The sequence below is a fragment of the Candidatus Zixiibacteriota bacterium genome (assembly GCA_040752595.1).
Classification (GTDB): Bacteria; Zixibacteria; MSB-5A5; order WJJR01; family WJJR01; genus JACQFV01.
Genome location: JBFMGX010000015.1, coordinates 78072 through 97289, shown reverse-complemented (window position 1 = coordinate 97289; position 19218 = coordinate 78072). Strand labels below are relative to the sequence as shown.

The window sequence follows — 19218 nt, the reverse complement described above, 5'->3', positions numbered from 1 at the left end:
GGTGTCCAGGCAGAATCGCACATTTGCCGGATCGCGTGTGCAATGACGGGTCCCATGATTCTGAGTCGATGTGCCACGGGTCTTCAGACCCGTGCCGGTGCTTCCGCGGATTGGAGTTCACGGACGCGAGAACCCGTGGCACCAAGCCCTTGTCTCCCGTTTGCGATCATGAATCCGATTCTAACAGTGGCGTGAATCGCCGCGTATCCCAGCGTCGGATCACATTGGACCAGCGATGCCGCGCGAATCCCACAGTGACCGTTCCGCCCGCGCCCGGCGCATTGCCCGGGCTTTGGCGCGTCGTTACCCCGCCCGTTGCGCCCTGACGCACGACGACCCCTTCCAGCTTCTGGTCGCAACGATTCTCTCCGCCCAATGCACCGATGAACGTGTCAATCAGGTCACGCCCACGCTTTTTGCCCGATACCGGACCGTGGCGGACTTCGCGCATGCCGATCCCGCCGCTGTGGAGGAGATCATCCGTCCGACCGGCTTCTTCCGCTCGAAGACCCGCCACATCATCGCCGCCAGCCGGGCGTTGGTCGAACGGCATGGCGGCGATGTGCCGCGCACGTTGGCGGAGTTGACCGCCCTCGATGGCATCGGCCGCAAGACCGCCAATGTCGTCTTGGGCACCGCCTTCGGCATCGCCGAGGGGGTCGTTGTCGATACCCATGTCATGCGCCTGTCGCGCCGTTTGCGGTTGACGGCCCATCGCGACCCGGCACGGATCGAAGCTGATCTGATGCGCCTTCTGCCCCAGAGTCATTGGATCGAATTCTCGCATCGTCTGATCTGGCATGGCCGTACCCTCTGCCCGGCCCGACGTCCCCGTTGTGACGAGTGCCCGTTGGCCCCGGACTGTCCCACGGCACGAGACCATCTGACGTAGACACTCTCGCCGTTCCCTCGATCCCGTCGCCCTTGATCGCCGGGGCGACCATTCCGTATCCTTATGATTCTGGCAGCGCGGGGCTGCACCGGGACCATGCCGAACGTGTAAGAACAACGACAGGAAGCGCCCATGACCTTCATGTCTGACCACCGGTGGCTCTCCCGATTCGCTCAAGCGATCGGTGCCATCGTCTTGACCCTGGTCGTTGCCTCCTGCGGCACCGGCGAGAAGGCCACGCGCAGGAAGCTCGCCCAGATCGCCGTTTGGGAGGACCAGGGGTGGACCGCCAATGGCAAGCTTCTGAGCTACTTGTCTGATCGCAACGAGCAGGTCCGCGAACGCGCCATGTTGGCTGTTGGGCGGGTCAATGACACGCTGGCGATCGACTCCGTGCGGCGTGTCCTTCTGGACGACCCCAGCGCCAAGGTCCGGGCCATGGCGGCCTGCGCCTTCGGGATCTGGCAATGGAAATACGGCAAGGATGCCCTCCTGCAGGCGGTCGCCAGGGAGCAGGATCCCGGTGCCTTGATCGCCATCCTGCAGGGGCTGGGACGGGTCTATGCCCGGGATGAGTATCAGCGCTATATCCACTTGCTGCACCACGCCGATCCCCGGGTGCGCCTGCAGACGGCGCAGACGCTGGACTTGGTCAACCGGCGAGACGTTGTCGACTCGGTCCTGCCCCTGTGCAATGACCCGGACCCGACCATACGACGAGGTGCGATCTACTCTCTGATTCGCTGTTTGTCGAAGCCGGCGGCCGAGTGGGCGGCCGCCCATCGGCATGATCCGGACCCCACCACGCGGGGGCTCCTCTATCGTTTGGCCGCCTCCGGGCGTCTTCCATCCACGTCGGATATCATCGTTGAGGGTCTTGATGATCCCGATCCCCGTGTCCGGACCGCCTGCGCCGATGCCCTCCTGATTGCGCGCGACACCACCACCGTGTCGCGCGTGCTGCCGCGCTTGGAGACAGAGACCGATCCCGGCGTGGTCACGCGACTGACGCGGGCGATCGGGGAGCATTGGTATCCCCCGGCGCTGCCGGCGCTACGGAAACTGCTGCACCACCCGGAGCCCGCGGTTCGCCTTCAGGCGACATTGGTTCTCTGCAATCAGCGCGATCTCCCCTGCGGCGAGTCGATCGTGCCCGCCGCCGCCGACCCCAACCCGCTCGTTCGCCTGGCGTTCCTCGATGCCCTCGAGAAGGCCCAGCGCTTCGCTCCCATCGATACCACGGTGGTTCTGCCCGCCCTGCGGACACTGATCTCTGACCCATTTCCGCCCGTGCGCGCCGGTGCCGCAAAGTCCTACATCTACTCGGGCGGGTCCGGCTGGGACGTCTATCTCAATCAGATGCTGCATGACCCCGATCCCCAGGTCGTGACGATGGCGGTTGGGCTCATCGGCACCCTGAAGCTCTACGGCTACGTCGATTCACTCCATGCGCTCTTTCGCGCACATCGCCAGGACCCCAATCCCGACGTCAAATGGGCCATTCTGGCGTCGGGGACCAATCTTCTCCCCACCGTGCGCATCGATTCCATCCGTCAGGACTTCCTGGACTGGGGGATGGCCGACCCGAACCGTCTGGTACGGTGGTACACGATCGCGGTCGCCTTCAAGTTCCGCAAGGATCTCCGCGACGGGCTGGGCGTTTACAAGACCGATCTGACCGTGGACAACCTTGATTCCCTGCTGCCCCGTTACGCGACTCCTCCTCTGGCGCGGCTGGAGACGACCAAGGGGCCGATCACGATCCGTCTGGACACGCACATGGCTCCGCGCACGGTCCGGCAGTTCATTTCCATTGCCCGTGCCGGGATCTATGATCATGCTCCCATCACTGACTATCAACCCGGCAGCGTGATCCAATGCTCCGACTCCCGCGGCGATGGCGGCGGCTTTCCCCCGGCCAATGTCCGCGACGAGTATTCGCCCCGTCGCATCGGAGAAGGGTCCGTCTTCTGGAACAGCGCCACCCGCGATACCGGTCGCGGCATCTTCTCGATTGCCCTCACCCGTCTTCCGTACCAGGATTGGCGCTATGCCGTCTTCGGTGAGGTCGTCGAAGGAATGGACGTGGCGCGGTCCCTCACGCTGGCCGATTCGATTCGGAGCGTGACGATCAGCACGGCGCAACCATGACCTGCCGAACACTGCGTCTGATCCTTGCGTGTCTTGCCGCGCCGGCGGTCTTGCCGATGCCGGCATTAGGGCAGGGCATGCATGGGAGTGTCCCGGCCGATTCTGTCATTGCCGGCATCCGGCGCACCCTGACAGTGTGTGATTCGGCGTGGCGGGAGTTGGCGTACATCACCGTGACCCGCGAGCGCAAGCTGGACGGCGAAGGTCGGATCGAAAAGGAGACGACATACAAATCCCGTGTTTATGTCCGCCATGACGATCAGCGGGAGTTCCTGGAGGCCATGTGGGAGGATGGGCAGCCGGTCTCCGACAAGAAACTCCGAAGTGAACAGGACGACCGTCGCAAGCAACAACGCAAACAGCTTCAGGAGCGCCGGAAGAAGAAAGGGGAAGAACGCGAGAAGGGAACATTCCGGATGCTCGATCCCTTCCGTGAGGATCCTGTGCCCGACTACGATCTGACTGCCATCTCGCCGGATACCCTGTCGGGCGTTCCGGTCTGGAAGGTCGCGGTCCAACCGCGGCGCGAATCGGAAGATCTGTTGGCGGGAATGGCCTGGGTCACGATCGATACCTATCGGGCCATAGCCGAGAGCTATCGGTTGGCCAAGCTTCCCGGCGGTGTCAAGAGCATGGAGATGCGCTTTGAATACGGCGAAGTCATCCCCCAGTGTGCCTTCCCGCGGCATTTTCTGATGCGCGCCCACGGCCGCGCGCTCTTGGTCATCAAGTTCAACATGGAACTGGACGTGCAAATGGACTCGGTGCAGATCGACCCCGAATTGCCCGATTCACTCTTCGCCATGCCGGAGGATTGACCGCGTGCCGGGAAGAGCCCGAGGGCGCCGGGAGGACGCGTAACGCACCGCAGCATGGAGCGTACAAAAGCACGCCATCACCACGAGTCCCGACATATATTGCCTGACGCAGAGGACGTCGGGACCAACGGGGACTGATCGCCAAACCGTCCGTTCTCGGTTGAACACGGGCCACCCACCCCTGATCAGGCAGCGGGTTGTCTGTCCATGATTGCCAAGAAGCCACAGAACATCCTGCACTACGGGGACAATCTCCCGATCATGCGGGAGCATATCCCCGATGAATCCGTGGACTTGGTCTACTTGGACCCGCCGTTCAATTCCGCCCGCGATTACAATGTCCTGTTCAAACAGGCCCGGCGCGATGAGAACCAGGCGCAGGTGATGGCCTTTCAGGATACCTGGCGTTGGAGCAAGCGGGCATACCAGGAGTTCTTCGACGATCCCCGCCACGCACCCCTGTTCAATCTGATGGAATCGTTGCACCGGATCCTCGGGACCAGCGACATGATGGCCTATCTGGTCATGATGGCGCCGCGGCTCCTGGAGATGCACCGTGTCCTGAAGCCGACGGGGACTCTCTATTTGCACTGCGATCCGGTCGCCAGTCATTACCTCAAGATTCTCCTGGACATCGTCTTCGGCCCGGCCCGGTTTCGCAATGAACTCATCTGGAAACGCACGTCAGCCAAGGGTCTTGCCTTTACGCGGTTTGCTTCCAACCATGACGTGATCCTGCGATATGTCCGTTCGGAAGAAACAACCTGGAATCCGCAATACGCCGAACACGATCCTGATTACGTGAGGCAGTTCTACAAGTATGTCGAGCCGAAGACAGGACGGCGGTACGCACTGGACAACCTGGTCAATCCGAATCGTGAGCGGCCGAACCTGACCTACGAGTTCCTCGGTGTTACGCGCGTGTGGAGGTGGACGAAGAAACGGATGTTGGAAGCTCACAGGAAGGGGTTGATTGAGCAAACCCATCCTGGTGCGGTTCCCCGCCTCAAGCGATATCTCGACGAACAGGAAGGCGTTCCTGTCGGCGATGTCTGGACCGACATTCCGCCGATCGGCGCCCAGGCCAAAGAGCGCATGGGATATCCCACGCAGAAGCCGCTGGCCCTGCTGGAGCGAATCATCAGCGCCTCCACCAACGAAGGCGACCTCGTGCTCGATCCCTTCTGCGGCTGCGGCACAGCGGTCGTGGCGGCGGAGAAGCACGGCCGTCGCTGGATCGGCATCGACATCACGTTTGTCGCCATCGATCTGATCGTCTCCCGCCTCACGAGTGACTTTGGTCTGAAGCGGGCCAAACACTACAAGATCATCGGCGATCCCAGGGATGCCTACTCCGCGCGCAAGCTCTTCGAGGAGAGTCCCAAGCAATTCGAAGTCTGGGCGGTGGGGCTGGTGTCCGGAATCCCGCAACCGGAGAAGGTCAGCGACAAGGGCGTGGACGGCAGAGTTTACTTCCAGGACCTCAGCGGGGAACTCCAATGCGCCGTGGTTCAAGTCAAGGGCGGACATCTGACACCGACCATGATCCGTGACTTCGCGCACGTCATCGAACGCGACCGGGCGGCCATGGGATACTTCATCAGCTTGGAGACGCCGACCCGGGGCATGTATTCGGCGGCCGAGGAGACCGGCTTCTTCGTTTCTCCCAGCGGACGCAAGATTCCCAAGCTGCAGATTCGTACGATCAAGGAACTGCTGGAAGAGGACAAGGAATTCGACTTCCCGAAGGGATACTCGCTCAAGAGCGGCGGCCGACGCCTGCGTCGCATCACTGAGGAGAATGGCGAGCTCTTCGACTCTCCTCAGCGGGAGCATGATTTGGATTGAGGACAAGGGGCTTCAGCCCCTTGCGGCAAATCAGAGGGTGACATGACCATCGAACCCGTCCCCATCAAGTTCCCCGAAGGTGCCAATATTATCTTCGGGCAGACACATTTCATCAAGAGCGTCGAGGACCTCCACGAGGCGATGGCGACCTCGACGCCGTCCGTCAAGTTCGGGTTGGCGTTCTCCGAGGCCTCGGGCCCATGTCTGGTGCGCCATACCGGCAACGATCCGACGTTGGCTCAAGTCGCCGCCGAGAACCTCATGCGCCTCAGTTGCGGCCACACCTTCCTCATCATCATGACCGAGGCCTTTCCCATTCACGTACTGAATGCGGTTAAGGCCTGCCCCGAGGTCTGCCGTGTCTTTTGCGCGACCGGCAATCCGGTGACCGCGCTGGTCGTGCGAGATGACCATGGCGGCGGAGTGATCGGCGTGATCGATGGCGTCAAGCCCGCCGGAATCGAAACCCCGGCCGACCAGGAGAAACGCCGTTCCTTCCTGCGTCTGATCGGGCACAAGCTGTAGACTGGGCTCCAGGGAATACCTGAAGCATGTAGGGGAGAGCCCGCCTCTTGGTGCTCGGAGCCCACCATACGGGGCGGGCTGTGCGACGAAGCAATCGCCTTACCTGAGAGATCCGTTCGACGAGTTCTTCAACAACCGCTACAGACACGGGTCGCAGTAGTCCGGCGGCTGGCCGCGGAAGGCCGTGTCGACGATCCGCACCACGTCGACGACCGTGACCACGCCGTCGCAGTTGACATCAGCGCGACCGCCGGGGAAAGCGGGACAATCGACATCGAGGATCGGCGCCCCGCCCCGGAAGGCCATGTCGACCGCCTTGACGACGTCGCGCAGATCGGCAATCGCGTCGCAGATCGGATCGCCGTGGCATTGGCAGCGGCACCCATCCAGAATCGTGACGGCGACGCTGTCCGTGTCGGCCAACGCGCCGTCGGAAGCCATGATGACGAGTTGGTGAGCACCCTGTTGGTCGTAATCAGGAACGATCATCACTTCGGCGGTACCATCGCCGTGATTGACCACCGACGCATTCGCCAGCGGTCCGATGGAGAAGACCGGATACGTGAAGTTCGAGTCGGATGCCGTGACGGTGAATCGCAACGTGTCGGCTTCGGTCACTGTCTGCGGCCCCGGCACGCTCAGAATCGGCGGAAAGGCCAGAGCCAGCGACTGCAGCGTAATGCGCCCGTTGATCCGTCCCCAGCCGTGATAGACATCGAACCCGGGCGTGTCTTCTTCCGGGCGACCGACTTGGTCCTCGGCCCCCAGACGAATCACCCGCGCCACCGAATCCGGCGGCCAACCCGGTCGCAGCGCCTTGACCAGACAGGCCAATCCGGAGACATGCGGCGTCGCCATCGATGTCCCCGACAGATCGCCGTACCCGCCGCTCGGATACACGTCACAGGAAGGCCAGACCGCGAAGCCCGGCAGCGTGCTCCAGATGCGTCCGCCGGGAGCGCACACGTCGATGTAGGAACCATAGTTCGATCCGCTCTGAGGATCCCAACAGAACGGATCGGCCCGGTGATCATCGGGATCGGTCGCTCCCACAGCGATCACGTTGGGATAGGCGGAGGGGTAGTGCGGCAGGCTGTTATCATCGTTGCCTATCGCCGCAACAACCGTCACTCCCACTGAAACCGCATACAGCACGGCCAGGGACTCCACATCCGCCCCGCCCGTCGTGCTCGTGTAACCCAATGACATGCTGATCACATCGGCACCCATGTCGGCGGCGTATTCGATCGCCGCCGCGATATTGGTTGAGGTCCCTGACCCGTCGGCGCCGAGCGCTTTGAGCGGCATGATCCGGCAGTGCCAGTTTATCCCGGCGATGCCGACTCCATTGTTGCCGTTGGCGGCGGCGATTCCGGCCACATGCGTGCCGTGCTCGTGATCGTCCCGGGGCGAGTTGTTGTTGCCCACGAAATTCCAACCAAAGACGTCATCGACCTTACCGTTGCTGTCGTTGTCGATATCGTCGAATTCCTCGCCGGTATTGTTCCACAATCGCCCCGCGAACTCCGAATGGAGATAGTCGAGTCCCGTGTCAATGATCGCCAATACCACATTCGTGTCGCCGGTCGTGATCGCCCACGCCGCCTCCATCTCGCAGTCGGCGCCGGCGGTGCCGGGATCGTACGGCGGCTGTGTGCCGTCGTTGTGCAGGGCGTATTGATGTGTGGAGAAGTACGTATCATTCGGGATCATCGGCCCGGCGCAGATCCGCACGATGCGGTCGAACTCCACCTTCTCTACGCCGCTCGATTTCTCGAAACGGTATTTCAGAGCGTCGGGATCGACACCATCCGGGACGCGGACAATCACGAAATCGGCCATCCGCATCTTCTGTGCCAGATCGCGCCGGTGGGCGGGGACCTGCGTCGGCGGGAACACCTGTCGCACCGTTGCGACATCGAAGTCGGCGATGATACGATCGAAATCCGGCCGACCGCTCTGGCCCTTGGTGATCCGCCGGGCACCGTCGCTGGTGGGTGCCAACTTGACGACGAGCGTGGTCCGGTCATACTCCTCGGCCGCGTTCGCCCGTGGAACGAGTCCCCCTGCAGTCACGAGCAGGCAGAAGAGAGCACCCAACGTCCGGACGATCCGGACACGAGAAGCGACGCCGACACCAACCCGCTGCCAGAGGGAGCGGGAGAATGATAACCTCTCCCTCCGGCCTGCCCCGAGCAGGGTCGAGGGGGAGAGGTCGATCCGTCCGCAGGACGGATCGGCTTGCCCTGAGCAAAGCCGAAGGGGTGAGGGAGCCCTGTTGCCCGTTTGTCTCATCATGTACACACCACTGGGTCAGAGGTTCTCATGGCTGGCAGGGGTCGCATGGTCCCGCCCCGCCCCGGAAGGCGACGTCGACGGCGCCCACGACGTCCTGAACGCTGATCACGCCGTCACAGTTATAATCGGCACGCGTCGCATGCGGACAACCGGGATCGGTGGTGGCCGGGGTGCCGCCGCGAAACGCGATATCGACGACGCTGACGACGTCGATGATGCTGAAGAAGCCGTCGCCGTTGAGGTCGCCATGGTGCGGACAACTGCACAGCATCGGCAGAACCGTCACGCTGCCGCTGGAGAAGGCATCCGGGCGTCCGTCATCGAATGCGGAAACGAGCCGCAGCCAGGTCGAGCCCCCGAGTATCGCCGTGTCGACCGCCTTGACCTGCCCGGGGATGGCGCCCATATCGACCGTCACCCACAGTTTGGCGACCTCGCCTTGCCCCGCTTCGAGGGATGGTGATCCGCCGCCATAGTCGGCGTGGATCACGAAGGCGATCTGACCGTTGAAACGATTGTCGTATGCGATCTGCACCTTCTCGAAATACCCGGTGCGCGCCCCGCGCGTCAGCGAATCGATCATCAGCGCCGGCGCACCGGTGAACACGAACGGCAGAAAGATGCTGTTAACCGGGTGCGAGTTCGACAGCACAATCGGAATGGCCCCCGGCGAGCCCGCCGGTATGTCCACCTGGCTGTACCAGATCGAATCGATCGGATCGAACAAGGGTGCGATCGCCGCCTGCAAGTTCGGACGCGGTCCGATATGGCGCGTCAGGTTCGGCTGCTGCTGCGGCGATCCGGTCGCCACGAGCAGCGTCCGCGCCGAATCGGCGTCGATCACCGTGCCGAACAACCCCTGGAATACTCCTGACAGGCACATGACCGCGCCGGTCACAATCGGCGACGCCGACGATGTCCCCGAGAAACCGCCGGTATAGTACTCGTCCGCATCCGCGCCGTAGAGGTCGCCGTACCCGGTGGTGTATACGCTCACCCCGTATCCCTGCAGATTGACCCGCTCCCCGTAGTTGGAGAAGTTGAGCTTGGAACGGTCTCTGTCCACGCCGCCGACCGGCGGATTCCCTGCCCCGCAGATGATCGCGTGCGAGTTGCGAAAGGTCGTATCGAAGAACGACGTGTACATCGGATCGTCAAAATCCTCGCCGCCGTTTCCGGCCGCCTCGCAGACGATCACGCCCGCGGCGTATGCGTTGAGCATGGCATCGAAGTTGTCCTGCCAATATTCCATGGCCACATAACCGGCCTGATCGTCGCGCCATTCGAAATTGTAGTGCGGCCCGGGAGAGTGCAGTTCGATCAGAATGCAGTCCCCCGGTTGCGACGCGGCCGTAGCCTGCGAGATGGCATCGGCCACACTGAGCGTTGCCACTGAGGCGCCGCCGAAACTCCCACCGTGCGCAATCCCGGTCATCCCGAAGCCGTTCCGGTCGGCGACCATCTCGCCCATCACGGCGGTCCCGTGATCGGTGTCGCCCCATTGGTTCACGCCGATGACGATCGCGGTCGCGCCCTTGGACAAATCCTCGTGCGTCAATTGCCATCCGTATTCCACGTCGATGCACCGGACGCCCGTGCCGGTTCCACCCGTTAGTGTCCAGGCCGCCCGTGCCGCCACACCGCCGGGGGCTTGATCCAATTGATGCTGGGACAACTCCCAACTGGGTGTGGTTTGGACATCGGCCGTCGTCAGGACCGTTCCCGGAGGCGCTGTCGCCACCGACGGCTGCGGCTCGAAAAAGGCCGTCTCCACCTCGTCGAGCAGATTGAGCTCGCGGATGATCGTCTCCGCCAAGGGTGGGTCATTGAACGGATGACGGAAATACAACGACATGTCCGGCAGGTTCATCTTCACACGGTCTTCCGCCGCCAATCGACGCGCCTGAGTCTCCGCGACATCACCGGCGACCACCGGCTCCGGTTGGCCGAGTCCATAATCACGAAAGACCTGACGCACACGCGTTGCTGCCGCCGCCGCCAGACGCGACTTGCCCGCATGGACCGACATCCCATTGCGGAATTTCACCACGATCCACCCCGGTGGGGCCTGCGGACTGATCCGGACATCGGCCGATTTGATCACCGGACGCAACGGTTGATAGCCGGGGACCGATTTCAGCGGATCACGTCCCGCCGTTGCTCGCGTCGTCAGCACAAACGACAATGCCATCGCTGCAACGCAGCCTGTCGTCAGGCGCTTCACGCCGACCTCCGTTTCGTGCCCGTCGTCCGATCGACCGAAACGGGCTTGGGATCCTTCGGGCTCAACTTGCCGACACGCTGAAAGTGAGGACTCAACCGCGGTCGGGATCAAGAGTCACACAAGACCGTGAGTACACGAGTGCCGCGTCCGATCAAGCGCCTGTCACGAGATCGCCTGACCGCGACCGGATCACACCTAGCAATATACCACTTACTCGAAATCTGTCAATGGGTTAACAAGAACCCACGGAAGACGAGAACCGTGAAAAGGGCGCGCCACGCACCCACGGCTTGGGAATGCCAAAAGCAGCAACCACAAAGGATGTGCTAGTATGTACTTGCGAGGACCGAGAGACCCTCTGGGGCCAGTCTTGCGTGGCTTGTGTCAGGACTCATCTCGTCGCAGTAGTACCATTGGACGAGATACCTGTGGCGATTTCCTCCAGCAATATCAGCACCAACTGCTTATACGCCCAAGCAACCATGAAGTTCGAGTTGCGCCGAAGTAGGGATGTTCGTCTGACGGCGCTCAACTGCTCCTGAACCCGTGAGCATTGCCATTGAGTCCGTCCCAGCGTCGTCCTATCGTATTATACGAGAATGAATTGCACGCGAATGTCAATACCAATCTGCGTTTTATGAGAAAAATTTACATTTTCGTATACTATTTGCGTATTCGGCTCGGAAGGGTTGCGGGAATGAAAAGGTGAAGATCAGCGCCCTTGAAGAATATGGACTCCGTTGCCTCCTCCGTCTGGGGCGGTGCCAGAACGGCAACTCGTTGACAATCAATGAGATTGCAGAGCAGGAGGGGCTGACGGTCGCGAATGCCCGTAAGCTCCTGATGATCCTGCGCGAGGCCGATTTGATCAAGAGCGTCCGGGGGCGATCTGGTGGATATGCCTTGAACGGGAATCCGACCGAGATTACCCTAGGCCGGATCTTCGAATCGCTCGGCAGCCGCATCTATGATGAGGCGTTCTGCCATCGTCACACCGGCGACTTGGTGATCTGCGTGAACTCCGGCGCCTGCTCGGTCCGTTCGCTGTGGGGCATTTTGGACGGACTCGTGTCAGGCATGCTGCACCGGATTCGCCTGTCCGATCTTCTGGGCAGCGATGGCGCGGTGACTTTCAACCTCCGGTCCCATTTGGAGGCAACGACGGAGCAACTGCTGCATCGTGAAACGACGACCGACGACGAGATTGTTCCGGTTGCACCCGTATAGTCGAGAGCGTATTCCCAAGCCGTTGTGAGCATCAACCAAGGAGCGCACACGCACTATGTCGACGAATCATCCCCCGTTCGCCTGCGAGAACATCCATGTCGCCATCGGCGACAAGGAAGTGGTCAAGGGCGTGTCCCTGACCATCAAGCCCGGCGAGATCCATGCCCTGATGGGTCCCAATGGCTCCGGCAAGAGCACCTTCGCCAATGCCCTGATGGGCCATCCCGCCTACACGCTGACCGCCGGACGCATCCAGATCGGCGGCGAGGATGTCACCGAGCTTGAGCCCCATGAGAAATCCCGCAAGGGGATGTTCCTCGCTTTCCAATATCCGGTGGCGGTCCCCGGCGTCACCGTCGCCAACTTCCTGCGCGCCGCGGTGAAGGCCCGCACGTCGAATGAGGCGGCGATGAAGGGATTCCGCAAGGCGCTGTTGGCGGAGTTCGAACGTCTCGAGATCGACCCCGCCTTCGCCACCCGCTATGTCAATGACGGTTTCTCCGGCGGCGAGAAGAAGCGTCTGGAGATTCTGCAGATGGCAATGCTCAAGCCGAAGATCGCGCTTCTGGATGAGACCGACTCCGGGCTGGACATCGACGCGTTGCAGATCGTCTCACGCGGCATCAACCGCGTCGTCGGCGATCACGTGGGGGTCCTGTTGGTCACCCACTACCAGCGCATCCTGAACTACGTCAAACCCCACGTCGTCCATGTCTTCATGGATGGCCGCATCGTGCGTTCCGGCGGCCCCGAGCTGGCGACCACGCTCGAAGCGAAGGGGTACGAATGGATCGAGAACGAAGTCAAGCAGACCGCGGCGGTGGCGTGAGAGACTGTCGATGGACGTGGCCAAGACACATACACACGACTTATGTCATCCCGAGTCCGCCGCGGCGGACGAGGGATCTGCTGTTTCTCTTGAAAGGTCTCCAAGTGGAAAAGCAGATCCCTCGCTTCACCCGGCCCTTCGGGCCGTGCTCCACTCGGGATGACATTGGGAGTCCTCTCGTGGCTGTGCGCTGAACTCCAACCATGAGGACAAGGGGCTTCAGCCCCTTGCGGGTGGAACGAAGAAGGAAAACAGATGAGCGACCCAACTCAGACCAACAACGGCACATCGACCAAGCCGCAACTGAACATCCGCGAGGACTATCAGTCCCGCTATGGCTTCGCCGACCCCGAGGAGTATTTTCTCAAGGCCCCCAAGGGGATCAACCATGAAATCGTGGAGATGATCTCGCAAATGAAGAAGGAACCCGACTGGATGCGGCAGTTCCGCCATGCCGCCCTCGATACCTTCCTGGCCAAGCCGATGCCAACCTGGGGCGACACCGACCTGCTCAATTCCATCGATTTCGCTGATATCCATTACTTCCTCAAATCGACGGAGGGGGGATCGGAGAAGTCGTGGGACGATGTCCCCGACAAGATCAAGCGTACCTTCGACCGGCTGGGAATCCCGGAGGCGGAGCAGCGCTTTCTGGGCGGCGTCTCTGCACAGTACGAGTCGGAAGTGGTCTACCACTCATTGCGCGAGGATCTGACCAAACAGGGGATCATCTTCCTCGACATGGACTCCGGCCTGCGCGAGCATGAAGAGCTCGTGCGCCGCTACTTCGCCACCGTGATTCCAGCGGCCGACAACAAATTCGCCGCCCTCAACTCGTCGGTCTGGTCGGGCGGCTCGTTCATCTATGTTCCCCCCGGCGCCGACGTGAAGATCCCCTTGCAGGCCTACTTCCGCATCAATGCCCGCAACATGGGGCAGTTTGAGCGCACCTTGATCATCGCCGATCGGGGCTCGCGCGTGCACTACATCGAGGGGTGCACCGCGCCGACCTACTCCTCCGACTCGCTGCATTCGGCCGTCGTGGAGTTGATCGCTCATGAGGGGGCCTACATCCGTTACACGACGATCCAGAACTGGTCGAACAACGTCTTCAATCTGGTTACCAAGCGCGCCATGGCGCACACGGATGCCACGGTCGAATGGGTCGATGCCAATCTCGGCTCCAAGTTGACGATGAAGTTCCCCTGTGTCTACCTCGTCGGTGAACGCGCCAAGGCCGAGATTCTCTCGGTCGCCTTCGCCGGCGATGGGCAGCATCAGGACGCGGGCGCCAAGGTGATCCACGCCGCCCCCAACACCACCTCGCGGATCACCTCGAAGTCGATCTCCAAGGGGGGCGGACGCGCCTCGTACCGCGGCATGGTGAAGGCCTATCCCAATGCCGTCAACTGCAAGGTTTCGGTCGAGTGCGATGCGCTCCTGCTCGATGAGAATTCCCGCTCCGACACCTATCCGACGATGGAGATCGCCGCCGAGGATGTCCGCGTCGAGCATGAGGCGCGTGTCTCCAAGATCGCCGAGGAACAGGTCTTCTATCTGCAGAGCCGCGGCCTCTCCGATGATGAGGCGCGCATGCTGATCGTCAATGGCTTCTTCGAGCCGTTCGTCAAGGAACTGCCGATGGAGTACGCCGTCGAAATGAACCGTCTCATCGAACTCGAAATGGAAGGATCGGTCGGTTGATGCCTCCCGCCGCCGCCATGCCATCGAAAGCGAGCACCGGTCCGGCGCCGATGTCCTTGCCGCCGCATCTCGCCGCGGTTGCGGCTCTCTATCGCGAGCCCGATTGGCTGCTGGCGCATCGACGTCAGTCGCTGGCGGTCTACGGACAGACGCCGCTCCCCGATCGGGTGACGCATCTGTGGCGCTACACCGACCCGGCCGTATTCGCTGTCGGTGATGCCAGTCCGATCCCGGTGCCGCCCGCATCGGGAACACCCCGTGAATTCCCGGATGTCTTGGCCGCAGGACTGCGCAGCGAAGCGCTGGCCGCCGCGGTCTATGTCCGCGATGGCCTGGTTTGGAAGATCGCCCTCGATCAATCGCTGGTCGATCGCGGTGTCCTGGTCCAAGACCTCCATGCCGCCGCCATCGAACACCCCGACTTGGTGCAGGAACACCTCGGATCACTGGTCGGGCCGGATTTCGGCCGGCTCGAGGCCTTCGCCAATGCCTTGTGGACCGGAGGGCTGTTGATCTATGTCCCGCGCGGGGTCGAGATCGACCGACCGATGCACATTGTCACGGCACAGCCGGTCGGTGGGTCGGCGCGGGCGGGACGGCTCCTGGTGATTGTCGAGGAACAGGCATCCCTGATCTTGATCGACGAGTACGGCGAAGGCACGAACGGTTCCGGTGAATCTGTTTTCACCAACATGCTGGTCGAACTGGCCGTCGGACCGGCGGCCCGTCTCAAGTATGCCCCGATTCAGAATTGGAACCAACAGACCGTGTCCCACCTGACCCAACGTGCCCGTCTCGACGCCGATGCCCAGTTGGAGACCGTGTTGACCGCGATCGGCGCGAGCGTCTCCAAAGTCGATTGCGGCGCTCTGCTGGCCGGTCCCGGCGCCGAGAGCAACATCTTCGGGCTGGCGATCGCCGATGGCAGCCAACACTATGATCATCACACCGTGCACCATCATCTGGCCGGGAAGACCCGCAGCGATCTGCACTTCAAGGTCGCCCTGCGCGAACGCGCCGAATCGGTCTACACCGGCCTGATCCGCATCGAGGACAAGGCCGCCTACTGCGAGGCCTACCAGGAGAACCGCAACTTGATCCTGTCACCGCAGGCGAAGGCGGAGACGATCCCGGAGCTGGAAATCCTCAACAACGAGGTCCGCTGCACCCACGGCGCCACTGTCGGCAAGATCGATCCGCAGGAGATCTTCTATCTCGAATCGCGCGGTCTCGACAGCACCGAAGCGGTGCGATTGATCGTCGCCGGATTTGTCGGACCGATCATCGACCATCTGCCGTCGACCGCGCAGGATCGGCTGCGCGACGTTATCGTCCGTCGTCTGGAGGGGAGATAGTGATGGCTGACTTCGTCCGCGTCGCCCGAATAACCGACATCCCATCCGATTCGGCGCGTGTTTTCACGGTTCGAGGCCGACGACTGGCGCTGTGCCATGTCGATGGCACGATCTATGCCGTCGATGACACCTGCACCCATGATGGCGGGCCGCTCGGCGAAGGTCGCTTGGACAATCACGCCATCGAATGCCCACGCCATGGCGCCCGCTTTGATGTCCGCACCGGCGCGGTCGTGCAAATGCCCGCGGTCTTTCCCATTCGTACCTATCCCACCCGGATCGAAAACGGCGAGATCGCCGTCGATCTGGGCGATGGTGCCGTATGAACCCGACCGTTGTCGCAGCTCCCGTGGAATCCGCTGCCGCCGACATCGATGTTGTCCGCGTGCGCGCCGACTTCCCGATTCTCAAGCGGACCATCCACGGCAGCCCGTTGATCTACCTGGACAGCGCCGCGACCACGCAGAAGCCGGAGTGCGTGATCAACGCGATCAGCGAGCACTATCGCCGCACCAATGCCAATGTCCATCGCGGCATCTATGCTCTCTCGGCGCAGGCCACTGATCTATATGAAGGCGCCCGGGCCAGGGTCGCCTCGTTCATCGGCGCCGGCTCGCCCGAGGAGATCGTCTTCACCCGCAACACCACCGAATCGCTCAACCTGATCGCCTCTGCCTGGGGCGCCGCCCATCTGAAGCCGGGTGATGAGATTCTCCTGACGGAGATGGAGCATCACAGCAATCTCGTCCCCTGGTTCTTGGTCGCCAAGAGGACCGGCGCGGTCATCCGTTATCTCCCGATCGGCGACGACGGCACCCTCCTTCTCGATCGCTGGGAGGAGCGTTTCACCGAGCGGACACGCATCGTGTCGGTGACCCATGTTTCCAACGTCCTGGGCGTGATCAATCCGATCGCGGAGATCGCCGCACGGGCCCACCGTGGCGGGGCGATCATGGTTGTCGATGGCGCCCAAGGCGTTCCCCATACGACCGTCGATGTCACCGCTCTCGGCGCCGATTTCCTCGCCTTCTCCGCCCACAAGATGCTCGGGCCGACCGGTGTCGGCGTGCTCTATGGCCGTCGCGAGCTCCTGGACGCAATGGAGCCACATCTCGGCGGCGGCGACATGATCCGTACCGTCACCTTCAACGGCGCCACGTGGAATGATCTTCCGTGGAAGTTCGAGGCCGGGACCCCCGATGTCGCCGGTGTGATCGGTCTGGGTGCCGCCGTCGACTATCTGGCGGCGTTGGGGATGGACGCCGTCCGGCGTCACGAGATTTCCCTGACCCGCTATGCGTTAGAGCGGCTGCGTGAGTTGGAGACCATCGAAGTCTATGGGCCGGCCGATCCTGCGCGACGCGCCGGCGTCATCGCCTTCAATGACCGCCAGATTCACCCGCACGATCTGGCCACGGTCCTCGACCGTCGCGGCATCGCCATCCGCGCCGGGCATCATTGCGCCCAGCCGCTCTTGGAACGCCTCGGTCGGAGTGCCACGGCCCGTGCCAGTTTCTACGTGTACAATGATCGGCAGGACGTCGACCAGTTCATCACCGGGCTGGTCGTGGCCGAGAAGTTCTTCGGAAGGCGATTATGATACTCGACGTGGCTTGCCCCCCCTCTAACTCCCCCCGTCGACGGGGGGAGGACTTGCTCCCTCCCCCTGGACGGGCAGGGCTGGTCTTTATCATCTTCCGATGGCTGACACGTGCTCCCTCCCCGTGGACGGGGAGGGCTGGGGTGGGGGAGTAGTCTACAGGACCCACTGTTATGAACACACCCGAGCATACACACGACGTCGAACTCGACGCGCTCTATCGCGACACCGTGCTCGATCACTTCCGGGCGCCGCGCGGCCACAAGGTGCTTGACCGCATCGATCTGGTTCGCGAGGGACACAACCCCGTCTGCGGCGATCGCCTCACGATGTCGGTGAAGCTCGCCGGCAACGCCATCGAGGATGTGGCGGTGCACTGCAAAGGGTGCGCCATCTCGGTCGCCTCCGCCTCGATGCTGGCCGAGATGCTCCCCGGCATGTCGATCCAGGAGGCGCAACGCCTGGCGGAGGCGTTCCGTCAGATGATGCACGGCCAGCCGCCTCCGTCCGATCTCGACATCGGCGATCTCGACGCGCTCGAAGGGGTGAAGAACTTTCCGGTCCGGGTCAAGTGCGCGCTCCTGGCTTGGATGACTCTGATCGACGCCCTCAGGGCGGCAGAGTCCGGCACGAACTCCACCACGGGGATTACCAACTTGGAGCAACCGGGGAATTAGTGCATGCTGGTCAATCAGGACATCGTCATGGGGGCGCTCAAGGAGGTGCAGGATCCCGAGCTGCGTCTCAGCGTCGTCGAATTGGGGCTGATCTATGGCGTCGACGTGGAAAACGAGGGCCGGAATATCGAGGTGCGGATGACGCTCACCAGTCCCGGCTGTCCCTATGGACCGCAGTTGGTCCATGAGGTCCGTGATGCGGTCAGCGCCCTTCCCGGCGTCGACACCGCCGACGTCCGCGTGGTCTGGGACCCGCCCTGGGACCCGCGCACCATGACCTCCGATGAAATCAAGGACAAGTTGGGGATTTGGTGAAACGTGTTGCCTCGTAACCTCTCCCTCCGGCTTGTCCCGAGTGAAGTCGAGGGGGAGAGGTCGATCCGCCGCAGGCGGATCGGCTTGCCCTGAGCGGAGCTGAAGGGGTGAGGGAGTTCTTTCGCCTGCTTATTTTGTTGGAAGCCCTGAAAACAATTGGGAGGACATAAGACTATGAGTATGGCTCCCTTCTATACCACCGATGACATCCGCCGCCTGCTGCAGGCGATGCGCGATGAATTGACCTGGGTCGGCATCAAAGAACTGCGGACCGCCGATGACGTGGAGAACGCCTTTCGTGACACGACGGGCACGGTGCTGCTGGTTGTGAATTCCGTCTGCGGCTGTGCCGCGGGGAATGCCCGACCCGGAGTGGCGTTGGCGCTGCAAAACCAGCGCATACCCGACCGGCTTTATACCGTTTTTGCCGGTCAGGATGTCGATGCCACAATGCGCGCCCGCGCCTTCATGCCCGAGCAGCCGCCCTCCTCGCCGTCGTTCCTTCTCTTTCGCGATGGGAAACTGATCTGGTACATGCACCGTCACCTCATCGAAGGACGCGATGCGCAGGCGGTCGCTGCCGATCTGATCGCCGCCTTCAATGAGCACTGTTCGGCGCCGGGACCGTCGGTGTCCCCGGACATCTTCGCGCAATCGCCGACAGGCCGCTTCTGCGGCTCGCGCATCCCCATGTCGTGATCGCCGGGCACGTCTGATCTTGTTCGAATTGGGTCAGGACAGGCACAGGGGCCTGC

16 protein-coding genes are annotated in these 19218 nt (G+C 62.3%); 14 read left to right on the top strand and 2 right to left on the bottom strand.

Features of this window, described 5'->3' with window-relative positions; translation table 11 throughout:
* The first annotated feature begins 235 nt into the window (after nt 1-235).
* From nth to AB1792_05365, 5 genes are all read left to right on the top strand, one after another.
* Nucleotides 236-892 carry an endonuclease III gene (gene nth / locus AB1792_05385; protein MEW5701644.1) on the top strand — a complete coding sequence of 219 codons (657 nt, stop codon included), beginning with the start codon at nt 236-238 and terminating at the stop codon, nt 890-892.
* Nucleotides 893-1024: 132 nt separating this feature from the next.
* Entirely contained in the window at nt 1025-3043 is a 2019-nt protein-coding gene (locus AB1792_05380) for a HEAT repeat domain-containing protein (GenBank protein MEW5701643.1), read from the top strand.
* Nucleotides 3040-3861 (top strand): hypothetical protein, encoded by an 822-nt coding sequence (locus tag AB1792_05375; GenBank protein ID MEW5701642.1) that lies wholly within the window; start codon nt 3040-3042, stop codon nt 3859-3861. The genes AB1792_05380 and AB1792_05375 overlap by 4 nt, the downstream gene beginning before the upstream one ends.
* 207 nt (nt 3862-4068) lie before the next feature.
* Nucleotides 4069-5709, top strand: a complete 1641-nt coding sequence (locus AB1792_05370) for a site-specific DNA-methyltransferase (GenBank protein MEW5701641.1) — start codon at nt 4069-4071, stop codon at nt 5707-5709.
* A 42-nt stretch (nt 5710-5751) separates the two neighbouring features.
* Nucleotides 5752-6234, top strand: a complete 483-nt coding sequence (locus AB1792_05365; protein MEW5701640.1) for an adenosine-specific kinase — start codon at nt 5752-5754, stop codon at nt 6232-6234.
* Nucleotides 6235-6372: 138 nt separating this feature from the next.
* On the opposite strand, the gene AB1792_05360 is transcribed toward AB1792_05365, so the two are convergent.
* Together AB1792_05360 and AB1792_05355 are read right to left on the bottom strand one after the other, a co-directional pair.
* Complete coding sequence (locus AB1792_05360) at nt 6373-8334, bottom strand: S8 family peptidase (GenBank protein MEW5701639.1); 1962 nt, start codon at nt 8332-8334, stop codon at nt 6373-6375.
* Between the two features lie 223 nt (nt 8335-8557).
* Nucleotides 8558-10756 carry a S8 family serine peptidase gene (locus AB1792_05355; protein ID MEW5701638.1) on the bottom strand — a complete coding sequence of 733 codons (2199 nt, stop codon included), beginning with the start codon at nt 10754-10756 and terminating at the stop codon, nt 8558-8560.
* A gap of 705 nt (nt 10757-11461) precedes the next feature.
* On the opposite strand from AB1792_05355, the gene AB1792_05350 reads away from it, so the two are divergent.
* The 9 genes from AB1792_05350 to AB1792_05310 all read left to right on the top strand — a co-directional run bounded on the left by AB1792_05350 (nt 11462) and on the right by AB1792_05310 (nt 19162).
* Nucleotides 11462-11983, top strand: a complete 522-nt coding sequence (locus AB1792_05350) for an Rrf2 family transcriptional regulator (GenBank protein ID MEW5701637.1) — start codon at nt 11462-11464, stop codon at nt 11981-11983.
* A 55-nt stretch (nt 11984-12038) separates the two neighbouring features.
* A complete protein-coding gene (gene sufC / locus AB1792_05345; protein ID MEW5701636.1) occupies nt 12039-12812 on the top strand; it encodes a Fe-S cluster assembly ATPase SufC in 774 nt (257 codons plus the stop codon).
* Nucleotides 12813-13067: 255 nt separating this feature from the next.
* A complete protein-coding gene (gene sufB, locus AB1792_05340; protein MEW5701635.1) occupies nt 13068-14516 on the top strand; it encodes a Fe-S cluster assembly protein SufB in 1449 nt (482 codons plus the stop codon).
* Complete coding sequence (sufD, locus tag AB1792_05335; protein MEW5701634.1) at nt 14516-15871, top strand: Fe-S cluster assembly protein SufD; 1356 nt, start codon at nt 14516-14518, stop codon at nt 15869-15871. The genes sufB and sufD overlap by 1 nt, the downstream gene beginning before the upstream one ends.
* Before the next feature lie 2 nt (nt 15872-15873).
* Entirely contained in the window at nt 15874-16197 is a 324-nt protein-coding gene (locus AB1792_05330) for a non-heme iron oxygenase ferredoxin subunit (protein MEW5701633.1), read from the top strand.
* Nucleotides 16194-17471, top strand: coding sequence for a cysteine desulfurase (locus AB1792_05325; protein MEW5701632.1), 1278 nt, complete (start codon nt 16194-16196; stop codon nt 17469-17471). The genes AB1792_05330 and AB1792_05325 overlap by 4 nt, the downstream gene beginning before the upstream one ends.
* Before the next feature lie 173 nt (nt 17472-17644).
* The gene (gene sufU / locus AB1792_05320; GenBank protein ID MEW5701631.1) at nt 17645-18148 is read left to right on the top strand and encodes a Fe-S cluster assembly sulfur transfer protein SufU; all 504 of its coding nucleotides are present in this window, start codon (nt 17645-17647) and stop codon (nt 18146-18148) included.
* A 3-nt stretch (nt 18149-18151) separates the two neighbouring features.
* The gene (locus tag AB1792_05315) at nt 18152-18463 is read left to right on the top strand and encodes a metal-sulfur cluster assembly factor (GenBank protein MEW5701630.1); all 312 of its coding nucleotides are present in this window, start codon (nt 18152-18154) and stop codon (nt 18461-18463) included.
* Nucleotides 18464-18637: 174 nt separating this feature from the next.
* The gene (locus AB1792_05310) at nt 18638-19162 is read left to right on the top strand and encodes a BrxA/BrxB family bacilliredoxin (protein ID MEW5701629.1); all 525 of its coding nucleotides are present in this window, start codon (nt 18638-18640) and stop codon (nt 19160-19162) included.
* The last annotated feature ends 56 nt before the right edge of the window (nt 19163-19218 follow it).

What these genes read in the sequence shown, in the direction of transcription:
- nth (MEW5701644.1), top strand. Translation starts at nt 236, where the DNA reads ATGCCGCGCGAATCCCACAGTGACCGTTCCGCCCGCGCCCGGCGCATT.
- AB1792_05380 (MEW5701643.1), top strand. Translation starts at nt 1,025, where the DNA reads ATGACCTTCATGTCTGACCACCGGTGGCTCTCCCGATTCGCTCAAGCG.
- AB1792_05375 (MEW5701642.1), top strand. Translation starts at nt 3,040, where the DNA reads ATGACCTGCCGAACACTGCGTCTGATCCTTGCGTGTCTTGCCGCGCCG.
- AB1792_05370 (MEW5701641.1), top strand. Translation starts at nt 4,069, where the DNA reads ATGATTGCCAAGAAGCCACAGAACATCCTGCACTACGGGGACAATCTC.
- AB1792_05365 (MEW5701640.1), top strand. Translation starts at nt 5,752, where the DNA reads ATGACCATCGAACCCGTCCCCATCAAGTTCCCCGAAGGTGCCAATATT.
- sufC (MEW5701636.1), top strand. Translation starts at nt 12,039, where the DNA reads ATGTCGACGAATCATCCCCCGTTCGCCTGCGAGAACATCCATGTCGCC.
- sufB (MEW5701635.1), top strand. Translation starts at nt 13,068, where the DNA reads ATGAGCGACCCAACTCAGACCAACAACGGCACATCGACCAAGCCGCAA.
- sufD (MEW5701634.1), top strand. Translation starts at nt 14,516, where the DNA reads ATGCCTCCCGCCGCCGCCATGCCATCGAAAGCGAGCACCGGTCCGGCG.
- AB1792_05330 (MEW5701633.1), top strand. Translation starts at nt 15,874, where the DNA reads ATGGCTGACTTCGTCCGCGTCGCCCGAATAACCGACATCCCATCCGAT.
- AB1792_05325 (MEW5701632.1), top strand. Translation starts at nt 16,194, where the DNA reads ATGAACCCGACCGTTGTCGCAGCTCCCGTGGAATCCGCTGCCGCCGAC.
- sufU (MEW5701631.1), top strand. Translation starts at nt 17,645, where the DNA reads ATGAACACACCCGAGCATACACACGACGTCGAACTCGACGCGCTCTAT.
- AB1792_05315 (MEW5701630.1), top strand. Translation starts at nt 18,152, where the DNA reads ATGCTGGTCAATCAGGACATCGTCATGGGGGCGCTCAAGGAGGTGCAG.
- AB1792_05310 (MEW5701629.1), top strand. Translation starts at nt 18,638, where the DNA reads ATGAGTATGGCTCCCTTCTATACCACCGATGACATCCGCCGCCTGCTG.